Annotated in this window: 13 protein-coding genes; 9 read left to right on the top strand and 4 right to left on the bottom strand. The window is 72.5% G+C overall.

Annotated elements, in window-relative coordinates:
• Positions 1 to 123: 123 nt before the first annotated feature.
• Positions 124 to 2163: a HelD family protein gene (locus ACL02O_RS08365; protein ID WP_412817401.1), complete on the bottom strand. Its 2040-nt coding sequence runs from the start codon at positions 2161 to 2163 to the stop codon at positions 124 to 126.
• A gap of 181 nt (positions 2164 to 2344) precedes the next feature.
• Between ACL02O_RS08365 and ACL02O_RS08360 the strand changes: the two genes are divergently transcribed.
• Genes ACL02O_RS08360 through ACL02O_RS08350 form a run of 3 tightly spaced genes read left to right on the top strand, consistent with a single transcriptional unit; the run spans position 2345 to position 5215 of the window.
• Positions 2345 to 2926 carry an ArsR/SmtB family transcription factor gene (locus ACL02O_RS08360; RefSeq protein WP_412817400.1) on the top strand — a complete coding sequence of 194 codons (582 nt, stop codon included), beginning with the start codon at positions 2345 to 2347 and terminating at the stop codon, positions 2924 to 2926.
• Between the two features lie 45 nt (positions 2927 to 2971).
• Complete coding sequence (locus ACL02O_RS08355; RefSeq protein ID WP_412817399.1) at positions 2972 to 4330, top strand: MFS transporter; 1359 nt, start codon at positions 2972 to 2974, stop codon at positions 4328 to 4330.
• Positions 4331 to 4363: 33 nt separating this feature from the next.
• Positions 4364 to 5215: a menaquinone biosynthetic enzyme MqnA/MqnD family protein gene (locus tag ACL02O_RS08350; RefSeq protein ID WP_412817398.1), complete on the top strand. Its 852-nt coding sequence runs from the start codon at positions 4364 to 4366 to the stop codon at positions 5213 to 5215.
• Positions 5216 to 5289: 74 nt separating this feature from the next.
• Here ACL02O_RS08350 and ACL02O_RS08345 read toward each other — a convergent pair whose 3' ends face one another.
• Together ACL02O_RS08345 and ACL02O_RS08340 are read right to left on the bottom strand one after the other, a co-directional pair.
• Positions 5290 to 6225, bottom strand: a complete 936-nt coding sequence (locus tag ACL02O_RS08345) for a serine hydrolase (protein WP_412817397.1) — start codon at positions 6223 to 6225, stop codon at positions 5290 to 5292.
• Positions 6225 to 7232 (bottom strand): barstar family protein, encoded by a 1008-nt coding sequence (locus ACL02O_RS08340; protein ID WP_412817396.1) that lies wholly within the window; start codon positions 7230 to 7232, stop codon positions 6225 to 6227. Before ACL02O_RS08340 ends, ACL02O_RS08345 begins: the two co-directional genes overlap by 1 nt.
• A 372-nt stretch (positions 7233 to 7604) precedes the next feature.
• Here ACL02O_RS08340 and paaA point away from each other — a divergent pair, with 372 nt between their 5' ends.
• The 5 genes from paaA to paaE are packed head-to-tail and all read left to right on the top strand — an operon-like array spanning position 7605 to position 11287.
• Positions 7605 to 8672, top strand: a complete 1068-nt coding sequence (gene paaA, locus ACL02O_RS08335) for a 1,2-phenylacetyl-CoA epoxidase subunit PaaA (protein ID WP_412817395.1) — start codon at positions 7605 to 7607, stop codon at positions 8670 to 8672.
• A complete protein-coding gene (gene paaB / locus ACL02O_RS08330; RefSeq protein ID WP_088959289.1) occupies positions 8669 to 8956 on the top strand; it encodes a 1,2-phenylacetyl-CoA epoxidase subunit PaaB in 288 nt (95 codons plus the stop codon). Before paaA ends, paaB begins: the two co-directional genes overlap by 4 nt.
• On the top strand, positions 8953 to 9678 hold the full coding sequence (gene paaC, locus ACL02O_RS08325) for a 1,2-phenylacetyl-CoA epoxidase subunit PaaC (protein WP_412817394.1): 726 nt from the start codon (positions 8953 to 8955) through the stop codon (positions 9676 to 9678). Before paaB ends, paaC begins: the two co-directional genes overlap by 4 nt.
• Entirely contained in the window at positions 9675 to 10154 is a 480-nt protein-coding gene (gene paaD, locus ACL02O_RS08320; RefSeq protein ID WP_412817393.1) for a 1,2-phenylacetyl-CoA epoxidase subunit PaaD, read from the top strand. The genes paaC and paaD overlap by 4 nt, the downstream gene beginning before the upstream one ends.
• Positions 10151 to 11287: a 1,2-phenylacetyl-CoA epoxidase subunit PaaE gene (gene paaE, locus ACL02O_RS08315; protein WP_412817392.1), complete on the top strand. Its 1137-nt coding sequence runs from the start codon at positions 10151 to 10153 to the stop codon at positions 11285 to 11287. The genes paaD and paaE overlap by 4 nt, the downstream gene beginning before the upstream one ends.
• A gap of 260 nt (positions 11288 to 11547) precedes the next feature.
• Here paaE and ACL02O_RS08310 read toward each other — a convergent pair whose 3' ends face one another.
• Positions 11548 to 12225 (bottom strand): LppU/SCO3897 family protein, encoded by a 678-nt coding sequence (locus ACL02O_RS08310; RefSeq protein WP_412817391.1) that lies wholly within the window; start codon positions 12223 to 12225, stop codon positions 11548 to 11550.
• Between the two features lie 166 nt (positions 12226 to 12391).
• Here ACL02O_RS08310 and mqnC point away from each other — a divergent pair, with 166 nt between their 5' ends.
• Positions 12392 to 13582: a cyclic dehypoxanthinyl futalosine synthase gene (gene mqnC / locus ACL02O_RS08305; protein ID WP_412817390.1), complete on the top strand. Its 1191-nt coding sequence runs from the start codon at positions 12392 to 12394 to the stop codon at positions 13580 to 13582.
• The last annotated feature ends 273 nt before the right edge of the window (positions 13583 to 13855 follow it).

The following is a 13855-nucleotide window of genomic DNA, read 5'->3' as shown; positions in this document are numbered from 1 at the left end:
CCGCCACCCGACCGCCGCCCCCGGCGCGGGTTGATCGACTCGGTTCGCGGCAGCTCGTGGCCTCCACGTCGTGCGATGGCCCGAACTGCCGCTAGCCGAGTGGCTCACGCTCGGCCGGCGTGCTCAGCCTGCCAGGGGGGCGGGCAGCGGGTCGCGGTGCAGCACCGCGAGGCGGGAGACCGCCCGGGTCAGCACCACGTAGAGGCGGTGCAGGCCGCGCGGCTCGGCCGCCACGATCGCGGCCGGCTCGACGACCACCACGTGGTCGTACTCCAGGCCCTTGACCAGGGTCGCCGGGACCACGGTGACCCGCGCCTCGGCCGCCACGTCATCGGCGGTCGCGGTCTCCACACCCACCTCGGCGAGCGCGGCGCGGAGCCGGTCCACCGTGCCGTCGGCGGCGATCACGCCGACCGAGCCGTCGTGCTCCAGCGCCGCCCGCACCTCGGCCACCGTCGCCGCGACCAGATCCTCCACGGTACGCACGGCCAGCGTCCCGTCCCGGCGCAGCGACTCCGCCGGGGGTACGTCGACGGCCAGCGCCGGCAGCAGCCGGTTCGCGAACGCGACCACGGCCGCCGGCACCCGGAAGCCGACGCTCAGCGGCACCACCACCGCGTCCGGCTTGCCCAGGTGGGCCAGGGACTTTCGCCAGTCGGTGGCCGCCCAGGGCGCGGTGCCCTGGGCCAGGTCGCCGAGCAGGGTGATCGAGCCGTGTTCGCTGCGCCGGGCGATGGCCCGGCACTGCATGGGGGAGAGGTCCTGCGCCTCGTCGACCACCACGTGCCCGAAGCCGGACGGCCGCTCGATCAGGCCGGCCGCCTCGTCGATCAGCACCGCGTCCGCCGCGGTCCACCTGGTCGCCTTCGGGGTGCGACCGGGCCGGCCCGACCGGAGCAGCTCCTGCTCCTCGGCGCTGAGCAGGCCGTCCGCGGCGGTGGCGAGCGCCTCCGGGTCGGTGAGCAGGGTGTGCAGCAGCCCCTCCGGGGTGAGCGCCGGCCAGACCGCATCGAGGAAGCTGGTCACCGGCCTGGCCTTGCCCATCCGGCGCAGCCAGGCGTCGCTGGGCGACTCGGCCCGGCGGGCCTCGGACTGGCGTTGGAGCAGCCCCACCACCCGGGCCCGGACGCGCTCCCGGCCGGTCGCGTACGGCAGCCCTTCCCGGCGGGTCTCATCGACCACCCGGTGCAGCGGATCGAGGCCGATCCGCCAGCGGAACGAGCCGTCCGAGACCATGATCGGCTCGATGGGCGTACCGATGTGCGCGTCCACCGCCCGGCGTAGCACCTCGGCCATCCGGACGTCGTGCTTGAGGGTGGCCAGGGCGGGATCGTCCACCCCGCGTACCGGCATCCGGGCGACGAGATCCTCCACCGTGGCCTGCTCGACCTCGACCTCTCCGAGGGCGGGCAGCACCGCCGCGATGTACGACAGGAAGGCCCGGTTCGGTCCGACGATCAGCACCCCGGACCGGCGTAGCCGCTCCCGGTGCAGGTAGAGCAGGTACGCGGCGCGGTGCAGCCCGACCGCCGTCTTGCCGGTGCCGGGCGCCCCCTGCACGCAGATCGAGTCGGCCAGGTCGGCCCGGACCAGCTCGTCCTGCTCGGGCTGGATGGTGGCGACGATGTCCCGCATCGGGCCGACGCGGGGGCGCTCGATCTCGGCGGTGAGGATGCGGCTGGCCGTGCCGAGTTCCTCGCCCCGGTCGAGGTGCTCGTCCTCGAAGCTGGTCAGCAGGCCGGCGCTGAACCCGAACCGGCGGCGGACGGCGACGCCCTGCGGGTCGCGGGCGCTGGCCCGGTAGAACGAGCGGGAGACCGGGGCCCGCCAGTCCAGCACCATCGGCTCGCCCAGCTCGTCGGTGACGTGCCGCCGCCCGACGTGGTACTCCCTGCTGGCGTGGTCCGGGTCGGTCTCCCCGAAGTCCAGCCGGCCGAAGAAGAGCGGGGTGGTCGGGTCGTCGGCCAGCTCCTTGACCCGGCGGGCCATGTGCCGGCCGAGCTGCTCGGCGGTGTACGCGTCCCCGGCCACCTTGTCGCCGGTGGCGAAGAGGGCCTCGGCGCGCTCGCGCATCCGGCCCAGCGCGGCGCGGGACGCCGCCAGGTGGTCGCGTTCGGCGACGAGCTCGGCGTCCAGGGTCTGTTCTTGGGCGTGCAGGGTCATCCACGTACTCCTCGTCACGGGAAAAACGCTGCCGCTCGCGTTTCCGACCTCGGGTCGGCGCGGGACGTCCTGTGCGGTGCTACTCACCACGGCCGTCAGGCGGGACACGGCAGCTTACTCCGCCCGGGTGGGCGGGCAACCGAATTTCGCCGGGAAGCCGGCGGGGCGGAATCATGGGGGCATGACCGAGGCGCGCCCCGAACAGCGCCGGGTGACGATCAGCGACCCGCAGGTGATGCGGGCCCTCGCCCACCCGGCCCGCATGGCGATCATGGAACACCTCAGCACGGTGGAGGGCGGTGCGACGGCCACCGAGTGCGCCGAGATCGCCGGGCTCTCCCCGAGTGCGACCAGCTACCACCTGCGCGAACTGGCGAAGTTCGGGCTGATCCAGGAGGCGCCCAGCCGGGGTGACGCCCGGGAGCGGGTCTGGCAGGCGTTCAGCCCGTCGTACTACGTCGAGTCGGGACCGGACGCCAGCTCCGAGGCGCGCGCCGCCGAGCTGGCCGTGGTCGAGGCCCACCTGGCCCGGGACACCCAGCGCGTCCGGGACTGGATCCACCGCGCGCCGGGCGAGCCGCGCGAGTGGTACGAGGCCGCCTGGTTCAGCGACAGCCTGCTCTCGCTGACCGCCGAGGAGCTGCTCGGACTCAACAACGCGATCCAGGAGTTGATGGAGCCGTACCGGCGGCGGCTGCGGACGAATCCTCCCGAAGGTGCGCGAAGCGTCGCCGTGCAGTACCGGGCGCTGCCCATCGACTGAGGTACGGGGTTGTGCGGACCAGGCGTGAAGGATTATTTTCGAAGTATGTCCTTCGCACCTGGCCCGTCGCGCTGGCCCGACGTCTGGCTCGTCACCGCCGCCCGCGGGATCTCCACCTGCGGTGACTTCCTCGCCGCCACCACCCTCACCCTGGCCCTCCAGTCCGCTGGCGCGGGCGGGCTCGCCGTGTCCGGGCTGATGCTCGCCGCCACGCTGCCGCTGGCGCTGCTCGCCCCGCTGACCGGCCGGCTCGCCGACCGGGTGGACAGCCGCCTCCTGCTGATGATCACCGGGCTCGGCCAGGCCGCCGTCTGCCTCGCGCTCGCCTACGCCGGGCACCCGGCACTGGTCATCGCGCTGGTGGCGGTGCTCGCCGCCGGCCTCGCGGTCACCCAGCCGGTGCTCTCCGCGCTGGTCCCCGCCATGGCCCGGGCCGAGGACCTGCCCCGGGCCGCCGCGCTGAACCAGACCGCCGGCACTCTCGGCGCGCTGGCCGGCCCGGCGCTGGCGGGGGTGCTGGTGGGTGGCTTCGGCGCACGGGTGCCGCTGCTCCTCGACGCCGCCAGCTACCTCGCGCTGGTCGCGGCCGGGCTGCTCATCCGCACCCGTCGGGGCGGTAGCCGGCGACCGGCCCCGGTGCCGACCTCTGGCAACCCCGCCGGTTCCGAGGTCGGCTGGCGACTGCGCCGGGACCCGTTGCTGGTCGCGATGATCACCACCATCGCCGGGGTGATCGCCGCGGTCGGCGCGATCAACGTGGTCGAGGTCTTCTTCATCCGCGAGACGCTGGGCAGCTCAGCCACCATGTACGGCCTGGTCACCGGAGCGTGGACGCTCGGCATCATGGTCGGGGCGTGGCTCTTCGCCCGGTTGGCCCGCCGGCTGGCCGACGACGGGCGGCTGCTCGTCGGCTACCTCGCCCTGCTCGCCGGCTGCTGCCTGATGGTCCTGCTCTCCGCCGCGGTGCCCACCGCACTGCTGCTGGTGCCGGTCTGGCTGCTCGGCGGCGTGGGCAACGGCGGCGCCAACGTTTTCGACAACGTGCTGCTGGCCCGGCGGGTGCCCGAGGCGGCGCGGGGCCGGGCCTACGCGGCGTTCGGCGGATCCGTGCAGGGCGCCTCGATGGTCGGCTATCTGCTCGGCGGCCTGCTGCTGGGCGTGGCCGCGCCCCGGACCCTGGTGGCCGCCTGCGGAGTGGCCGGGCTGCTGGTGATCGCGCTGGTCGCGCCGCCGGTCGCCCGGGCCGTTCGGGCGGGGCACGCGACGGGCGGCGTACCCGAGGCCGCGCCCGCCGAACCTCCGGCGCCCGGCGACGACGGCCCGGTGCAGGCGCGGCCGGCCGACGCGCAGACAGCCCCGGCGCAGGCCGGTGCGGAGTTGGCCACTCCGACCCCCTCCCGCTGAGCCGGCACCGGCGGGCGGGGATACGGTCAGGGCATGGCTGACCGCATCGCCCGCCCCCGGGTCGGGCACATCCAGTTCCTCAACTGCCTGCCGATCTACTGGGGGCTGATGCGGTCCGGCGCCCTGATCGACGTCGACCTGCACAAGGACTCGCCGGACCGGCTGAACGCCGCGCTGGTCGCCGGTGACCTGGACATCGGCCCGATCTCGCAGGTGGAGTACCTGCGGCACGCCGACGAGCTGCTGCTCCTGCCGGACCTGGCGGTCGGCAGCGACGGCCCGGTGCTCTCGGTGAACGTGGTCTCCACCAAGCCCCTCGCCGAGCTGGACGGGGCCCGGGTCGCGCTCGGCTCCACCTCGCGTACCGGGGTGCTGCTGGCCCAGCTGCTGCTCGGCGAACGGTACGGGGTCCGCCCCGAGTACTTCCGCTGCCCGCCGGACCTGACCCAGATGCTGCTGGAGGCCGACGCCGGCGTGGTGATCGGTGACGTGGCGCTGCGCGCCCTCTACGAGGCGCCCCGCAAGGGCCTCCAGGTGACCGACCTCGGGCAGGCCTGGCGGGAGTGGACCGGCCTGCCGATGGTCTTCGCCGTCTGGGCGGTCCGCCGGGACTTCGCCGCCGCCCACCCCGGCCTGGTCAAGGAGGTGCACCAGGCGTTCCTGCGCTCGCGCGACCTCTGCCTGGCCGAACTGGACCAGGTGGCCGAGGCGGCGGCCCGCTGGGAGCCGTTCGACGCGGCGACCCTGGCCACCTACTTCCGCACCCTCGACTTCTCGCTGGGTGAGCGGCAGGTGGCCGGGCTGCGGGAGTTCGCCCGCCGGGCCGCCGAGATCGGCGAGACGCCAGCACTGCCGGCCAACGGACCGGAGTTCTTCCAGGGCTGACGTCCGGCCACGACGACGAAGCGGCGGTGCCCCGGTGGACCGGGACACCGCCGCTGTCGACAGTGGGCCAGGGATCAGGTGGCGTCGCGCAGCAACGCCTCGGTGACCTTCTGGCAGGCCTTCATGCCGTACTCCCAGCCGCCACCGGCGCTGAAGGGGGTACGCACCATCACGCCCATCGTCCAGGTGTCACCGATGGCCAGGCAGTTGACGTGGTACTCCCGCTCCTTCTGGCGGTCGATCCAGCCGTTCTTGATGGCGATGGTCTTCTGCACGCCGGTGGGGAACGCCTTGCGGATGCCGAAGTCACCGACCCCGCGTACCAGCCGCATCTCGTTGAGCAGCCACTTGGTCCACTTCGGCCCGGCGGCCCGGCCGTCGTCGATGCAGAGACCGAGCCGGGCGGTGTCCCGGGGCGAAAGCATGGTCCGGCTCCAGCCCCCGTCGCTGGCGACCTTGCTGTCGGTCAACCCGCACATCTTGATCAGCCGCTTGATCGAGGCTGAGCCGCCGACGCTCTCATAGAACTGCTGGGCCCGGGTGTTGTCGCTGTCCCGGATGATCTGCGTGGCGTCGTCCAGCTTCGCGTCGCTCGGCGTCTTCCCGGCCTCGGCGGTGCGGCGGAGGTAGTCGGCGACCACCCAGGCCTTGATCATCGACGCGGTGGTGCTGGTCTCGTTCATGTTCTTCGAACCGATGATCTCGCCGGTCCGCTTGTCCAGGACGCTCCAGGCGTACCAGCCCTTGATGTCCAGGTCGAGTTCCTGGGCCTGGAACGGCAGCGGCTCCAGCGACGGCGACGGCGACGGCTCGGACCGGGTGTTCCGGTCGGTGGGTGCGCCGGTGGACCGGCCGCCCGCGGTGCCGCTGTGCGAGGCGGCGGTGGGCCGGAACGGCGAGCCGGGCACGAACCGGAGCGAGACCAGCACCAACCCGACCAGGATCACCGCGACCGCGCTGTACGCCAGCGGGCGGTGGTCGCTGCCCGGCCGGCGGCGGGTGCCCGCCATCAGAGCTTCCCGACCGGCTGCTGCGGCACCTTGAGGGCGGCGCCGGGCTGCGGGGTCACCAGTTGGGTGGCGACGCTGGCGCAGACCTTCGCGCCGTACGTCGGCGCGTCGCTCGCGCTGGCGGGGTAGCGCATCATCACCGCGAGGCTCCACTTGTCGGTGACCGCCAGGCAGTTGACGTGCCAGTTGCCGTCGTAGACGAGCTTTGTCCAGCCGTTCTTGATGCTCACCGGGCCCTGCGCCTTGATCTCGTCGGGCAGGCCGTCGATGATGCCCCACTTGCCGCCGCCGGACTTCTGCTGCTGGTCCTTGACGCTGCCCCGGACGTGGGCCATCTCGTTGAGGACCCACTCGGTCCACTTCGGCCCGGCGGCCTTGCCGTCGGCGATGCAGTCGCCGAGCCGGACCGCGTCCCGGGGGGACATCCGGGTGAAGCTCCACCAGCCGTTGTACATGGCGGGGGCGGGGGGTCCGCTGCGCTTGGTGTCGGTGAGGCCGCAGATCTTGATGGCTCGCTGGATCACCGGGTCCGGCTTGCCGTTCGACTGCGGCTTGTACGACCCGCCGGCCGCCGCGTACACCTTGTTGGCCCCGACGTCGTTGCTGTCCCGGATGGCCAGGCTCGCCCACTTCTTCAGCTCGGTGGTCGGCTGCTTGTCGCCGAGCTGGCGCAGGTAGTCGGAGACGATCCAGGACTTGAGCATCGACTCGGTCGAGTTCGTCTGGTCCATGTTCTTCGCGCCGGTGATGGTGCCGGTCTTCCGGTCCATCAGGGCCCACGAGAAGAACTCGCCGTCGAAGTTCACCGAGACGGGCGCGTCGGCCAGGGTCGGCGGGGGCGGCGGGGTGGGCGTCGGCGCGGGCACCTGCTCGGTACCGCCGCCGATGCCGCCGATGCTGGCCAGCGCCTTGCCGCCGGAGAGGCGGGCGTACGCGGCGGGTACCAGCATGGCGCCACCGAGGAGGACCGCCACGATGGCGAGCACCAGGGTCACGCGAGGTCGCATGAGCGGGCGAACTCCAGATGTCTGGCCGGGGGGACCGGCTGTTCCGAATGGGTACGGCCCTGATCGCCGGGGCCGGGGGAGGTGGCCCTGGAACTGGTGGCGATCGTCAGTAGCCGATCGGCGTGCCGGGGGAAGTCTACGTCCGGAAAGGCCGGACGCCAGAGCCCGGCGGCCGGCGACTCGCGATGAAGGCGGAACAATAGACTGCTTTGCCGTGCTTGGGAGGATTCACGTTCTGCGCGTGGCGGACATCACAGGCGTTTGCCCAGGTCGAAGGCGTTCACGGTAAGCGGTTATCCGGTGACGGACGGTCCGCCCGGAAACCTGTTACACCCTCTGGTGCGATCGGGCGCGAGCTGTAACACTGGCCTCATGTATGGCAACGACTTCGCCCCGCCCGAGGACGCTCCGGGCGGCGGCCTGCTCGGCGAGGTGGAGGCGGCGGAGGCGGCCCTGCGGGAGGCCGCGGCGCGGGCCCGGCGGGGCGGCCCGGCCCCCGACGAGGACCTCGACGCGTACTTCGCGGACGTGATCGACGCCGACCAGAAGATCGAGCCGCGCGACTGGATGCCGGAGGCGTACCGGAAGACGCTGATCCGGCAGATCGCCCAGCACGCGCACTCCGAGATCATCGGCATGCAGCCCGAGGGCAACTGGATCAGCCGCGCCCCCTCGCTCAAGCGCAAGGCGATCCTGCTGGCCAAGGTGCAGGACGAGGCCGGCCACGGCCTCTACCTCTACGCCGCGGCGGAGACCCTGGGCGTCAGCCGGGACGAGCTGGTGGAGCTGCTGCTCGCCGGCCGGCAGAAGTACAGCTCGATCTTCAACTACCCGACCCTGAACTGGGCCGACGTGGGCGCGATCGGCTGGCTGGTGGACGGCGCCGCGATCGTCAACCAGGTCCCGCTCTGCCGCTGCTCCTACGGCCCGTACGCCCGGGCGATGATCCGGGTCTGCAAGGAGGAGTCGTTCCACCAGCGGCAGGGGTACGAGATCCTGCACACCCTGGCGCACGGCACCCCGGAGCAGAAGGCGATGGCCCAGGACGCTCTCGACCGCTGGTGGTACCCCTCACTGGCGATGTTCGGCCCGCCGGACGGGGACTCGACGCACAGCGCCCAGTCGATGGCCTGGAAGATCAAGCGCTTCTCCAACGACGAGCTGCGGCAGCGCTTCGTGGACATGTGCGTCGGCCAGGCGGAGGTGCTCGGTCTGACCATCCCCGACCCCGACCTGCGCTGGAACGACGAGCGCCAGTCGTACGACTACACCCAGCCCGACTACGACGAGCTGATGCGGGTGATCAAGGGCGACGGGCCGTGCAACCGGCAACGGATGGCGCACCGGCGCCGCGCCCACGACGAGGGTGCCTGGGTGCGGGAGGCCGCCGCGGCGTACGCGGCGAAGCGGGCGGAGCAGAAGGAGAAGGTGGCAGCGTGAGCAAGGAATCCTCGCCGCTCTGGGAGGTCTTCGTGCGGGCCCGCCGCGGGCTGTCGCACACCCACGTCGGCAGCCTGCACGCCCCCGACGCCGAGCTGGCCCTGCGCAACGCCCGGGACCTCTACACCCGTCGCCAGGAAGGCGTCTCCATCTGGGTGGTGCCGGCGAGCGCGATCACCGCGTCCAGCCCGGACGAGAAGGACGCCTTCTTCGACCCGGCCGCCGACAAGGTCTACCGCCACCCCACCTTCTACGAGGTGCCGGACGGGGTGGCGCACCTGTGAACGCCCCGTTCGACTTCACCCTCGCCCTCGGCGACGACGCGCTGATCGCCGCGCAGCGGCTCGGCGAGTGGACCTCCCGCGCCCCGGAGATGGAGGAGGACATCGCGCTGGCCAACATCGCCCTCGACCAGCTCGGCGCGGCCCGCCTGCTGCTCACGTACGCGGGCGAGCTGGAGGGCGCCGGTCGGGACGAGGATGCGCTGGCGTACCTCCGCGACGACCGGGAGTTTCGCAACTGCCTGTTGGTCGAGCTGCCCAACGGGGACTTCGCGGTCACCATGGCGAAACTGTTCTTCCTGGCCGCGTACCAGCTGCCGCTCTACACCGCGTTGGCCGGCTGCGCCGACGAGCGGCTCGCCGCGATCGGCGCGAAGGCGCGCAAGGAGTCCGCGTACCACCTGGACCACGCCGCGCTCTGGGTGAAGCGGCTCGGCGACGGCACCGAGGAGTCGCACCGGCGCATGCAGGCGGCGGTGGACCAGGTCTGGCCGTACACCCACGAGCTGTTCGCGGCGGACCCGGCGGCTCCGGTCGACCCGGCCACCCTGCGGGCCGACTTCGACGCCACCGTGTCCGCCGTGCTGGACGCGGCGACCCTGACCCGCCAGGAGACCGGCTGGACGCCGGGCGGCGGCCGGTCCGGCGTGCACACCGAGCACCTCTCGTACCTGCTGGCCGAGATGCAGGTGCTGCATCGCGCCCACCCGGGAGCCTCGTGGTGACGAGCGCCAGAGACGCCGCGGCGGCGGTGGTGGACCCGGAGATCCGGGTCATCACCATCGACGAGCTGGGCATCCTGCGGTCGGTGGACGAGGACCCGGTCACCGGCCGGGTCGTCGTCACGATCACCCCCACCTACACCGGCTGCCCGGCGATGGACGTGATCCGGGCGGACATCCGCCGCGCGCTCGCCGCCGCCGGTCACCCCGACGCCGAGGTCCGCACGGTGCACGCCCCCGCGTGGAGCACCGACTGGATCTCGGAGCGCGGCCGGGCCAAGCTGGCCGCCGCCGGCATCGCCCCGCCCGCGGCGGTCGCGCGCGGCAACAACGTCGTGCCGCTGGCGCTCGCCGTACGCTGCCCGCGCTGCGGCTCCCCGGAGACCGAGCAGGTCAGCCGCTTCGGCTCCACCGCGTGCAAGGCCCTCTGGCGCTGCCACGCCTGCTCCGAACCCTTCGACCACCTGAAGGCGCTGTGACTGTCACGATCACCCGACCGGTCCGCCGCCGGCCGGCCTTCCACCCGCTCCCCGTCGCCGCCGTCGACCGGCTCACCGACGACGCCGTGGCGATCACCTTCGCCGTGCCCGAGGAGCTGCGGGAGACCTTCGCGTTCGCCGCCGGCCAGCACCTCACCGTGCGGCGTCCCGCCGACGGCGGGCTCACCGGCACCGCCGGCGCCGACGGCGAGGAGGTCCGGCGGTCGTACTCGATCTGCTCGACTCCGGACGACCTGGCCCGGCACGGTCGGCTGCGGATCGGGGTGCGGGAGATCCCCGGCGGTGCGTTCTCCGCGTACGCCTGCGGGGCGCTGCGCGGCGGCGACACCGTCGAGGTGCTGCCCCCGCTCGGTCACTTCACCACCGCCTTCGCGCCGGACCGGGCCCGCCGCTACGGCGCGGTGGTCGCCGGTTCCGGCATCACCCCGGTGCTGTCCCTCGTCGCCACCGCGCTGTCCGTCGAACCGGCCAGCACCTTCACCCTGGTGTACGGTAACCGGACGGCGAACTCGGTGATGTTCGCCGAGGAGCTGGCCGACCTGAAGGACCGCTACCCGACCCGGCTGCACCTGGTGCACGTGCTCTCCCGGGAACAGGGCGAGTCGCCGCTGCTCTCCGGGCGGATCGACGCCGAGCGGCTGGCCCGGCTGCTGGACACCGTCGTCCCCGGCGACGCCATCGAGGAGTGGTTCCTCTGCGGCCCGTACGGGCTGGTGGTGGACGCGAGGGCGGTGCTCACCGACCGGGGCCTGCCCGAGGCGGCGGTGCACACCGAACTGTTCCACGTCGACGCGCCGCCGGAGCCGGTCCGTCGCCCGGCCGACGAGCCCGGCACCGGCGCGGAGGTGACCATCGTGCTGGACGGGCGGTCGTCGAGCTTCACCATGGGGCGCGACGAGCGGGTGCTGGACGCCGCCCTGAAGGTCCGCGGCGAGCTGCCGTACGCCTGCAAGGGCGGGGTCTGCTCGACCTGCCGGGCCAAGGTGGTCTACGGCGAGGTGACCATGGCCCGCAACTACGCGCTGGAGCCGGACGAGGTGGCCGCCGGGTACGTGCTGACCTGCCAGTCCAGCCCGGTGACCGATCAGCTCACGGTCGACTACGACGCCTGAGGTCTGCGTGGCGGTCGCCGGGTGCACCGGCGCGGTGAGCGCGAAGCGGGATGAATTCAGTCCGCCTACGAACCTGATGTCGCAGGCGACTCATCGCCGCCGGGTGGTGGGGCCGGCACCGCACGGCCGCCACCACCCGGGGGTGAGTCGTCCACGCCATCAAGTTCGTAGCGTCGCAGGGAGGTGGGCCGCCTCCGGGCTGCCGTCGTTCTCGGCCCGCCAGGCGTCGGCAACGGCCCAGCCCTCGCCGACCGTCGCCGTCAGCCGTTCTCGCCGAGGCAGAGCAGCAGTTGCCGCGAGTCGCGCTGCTCGGTGTAGCTGGCGACCGTGCCGGGGAACTGCTCGCACCGCGCGTCGTCGGTGCCGTCCTCGACCTTGCCGACGACGATGTAGTCCGCGGCCGGGTCGCCGCAGTCGACGACGCTGACATCCGGGTCCGTGCCGGTGCCCTGGGCGCTGACGCACTCGCCGACCTCGGCGTAGGACGGGTCGGTGGAGATGCCCCAGGCCACCACGGAAGCGATCACCACGGGCGCGACGAGACCGAGCGCCGCGGCCCGCTTGAACACCGGCCTGCCGGGCGCCGCGGGGGTGCCCGGGGCGCCGGGCACCGGCTCGCCGAGGCGGCCGAGCCGGACCCGGGTGATCAGGTTCCCGAGCAGGACCACCGGGGTGATGATCATGGAGAGGAAGCCCCACCAACCCTGCCAGAGGGTGTTCGCGGTCATGTCCCGGCAGACGGCGATGCCGCACGACCGGCAGAACGGGCCGTGCTGGGTGAGCAGGCGCATGAAGACGATGAAGCCCTGATGCCCGTGCAGGGTCGCCTTGATGGCCGGGAACGATCCGCAGAAGCGGCAGGTGAGGGCCGGGCCGGGCGGCCCAGGCGCCGCTGGCGCCTGGGCAACGGGTGCTGGGTTGGTGAAGGGTGTGGTCACGACTCTTCCCGGTGAGAAGCCTGAGGAGGACACCGCACGATAGGCGAAGATCGACGTCTGCGGTGTCCCGTCGACCGAGGGGGCGTCGCCGAGCCGGGATGGGGCGCTCGTCACCGGGGGTGGAGCGGCGTGCCGGCGTCCGGACGGGCGACGTAGGCTCGGGGGCGTGACGGTGAGCCGGGAGATCGACGACATCCTGCAGCGTGGCGCGGACGGCGGGCGGATCACGCCCGAGGAGGCCCTGCTGCTCTACACCGACGCGCCCTTCCACGGACTGGGCGAGGCGGCGGACGCGGTGCGCCGGCGGCGCTACCCGGACAACATCGTCACCTACCTGATCGACCGCAACATCAACTACACGAACGTCTGCGTGACGGCGTGCAAGTTCTGCGCCTTCTACCGCGCCCCGAAGCACAAGGAGGGGTGGACCCACCCCACCGAGGAGATCCTGCGCCGCTGCGGCGAGGCGGTCGAGCTGGGTGCCACCCAGGTCATGCTCCAGGGTGGCCACCACCCGGACTACGGCGTGGAGTACTACGAGGAGCTCTTCTCCTCGGTCAAGAAGGCGTACCCGCAGCTGGCGATCCACTCGATCGGCCCGAGCGAGATCCTGCACATGGCCAAGGTCTCCGGGGTGAGCCTGGACGAGGCGATCGCCCGGATCAAGGCCGCCGGACTGGACTCGATCGCCGGTGCCGGCGCCGAGATGCTGCCGGACCGGCCGCGCAAGGCGATCGCGCCGCTGAAGGAGTCCGGGGCGCGCTGGCTGGAGGTCATGGAGCTGGCGCACCGGCAGGGCCTCGAGTCGACCGCGACCATGATGATGGGCACCGGCGAGACCAACACCGAGCGGATCGAGCACCTCCGGATGATCCGCGACGTGCAGGACCGGACCGCTGGCTTCCGGGCCTTCATCCCCTGGACGTACCAGCCGGAGAACAACCACCTCAAGGGCCGTACGCAGGCCACCACCCTGGAGTACCTGCGGCTGGTCGCGGTGGCCCGGCTCTTCTTCGAGACGGTGCCGCACCTGCAGGCTTCCTGGCTGACCACCGGCAAGGACGTCGGCCAGCTCGCCCTGCACATGGGCGTGGACGATCTCGGCTCGATCATGCTGGAGGAGAACGTGATCTCCTCCGCCGGTGCCCGGCACCGCTCGAACCTGCACGAGCTGATCGGCATGATCCGCACCGCCGACCGGATCCCCGCGCAGCGCGACACCCTCTACAACCGGCTCGCGGTGCACTGGACGCCGGCCGATGACCCGAGCGACGACCGGGTGGTCTCGCACTTTTCCTCAATCGCCCTGCCGGGCGGCGGGGCCGGGAAGTCGCTGCCGCTGGTCGACGCGCACTGACCGGCGACCCACCAGCCCACCGGCGCCTCACCGTCGAACGGCGGCGGGGCGCCCGGCGTCGGTATCGCCTCCGGTGAATGCGATATTGACGAAGAGTGACGGTCGGCGCTCCCCTGACCTGCGTGAACGCCGATCACGCTGCCGACCGTTGATCTCAATTCGGTTACCGTTTGAGGCCCTCGGGCGGTTGTTCGAGGGCAACAAGACGTATCAATTCGGGCAATCCTCAGGCGCTTCTCGGCCGCACTGCTCAGGCCGGCCGATTCCAGGGGT

The organism is Micromonospora mangrovicola (assembly GCF_047200535.1).
Taxonomy (GTDB): Bacteria; Actinomycetota; Actinomycetes; order Mycobacteriales; family Micromonosporaceae; genus Micromonospora.
Note: the sequence above shows the minus strand (reverse complement) of the source record. Positions and strands in the feature narration are given on the sequence as shown.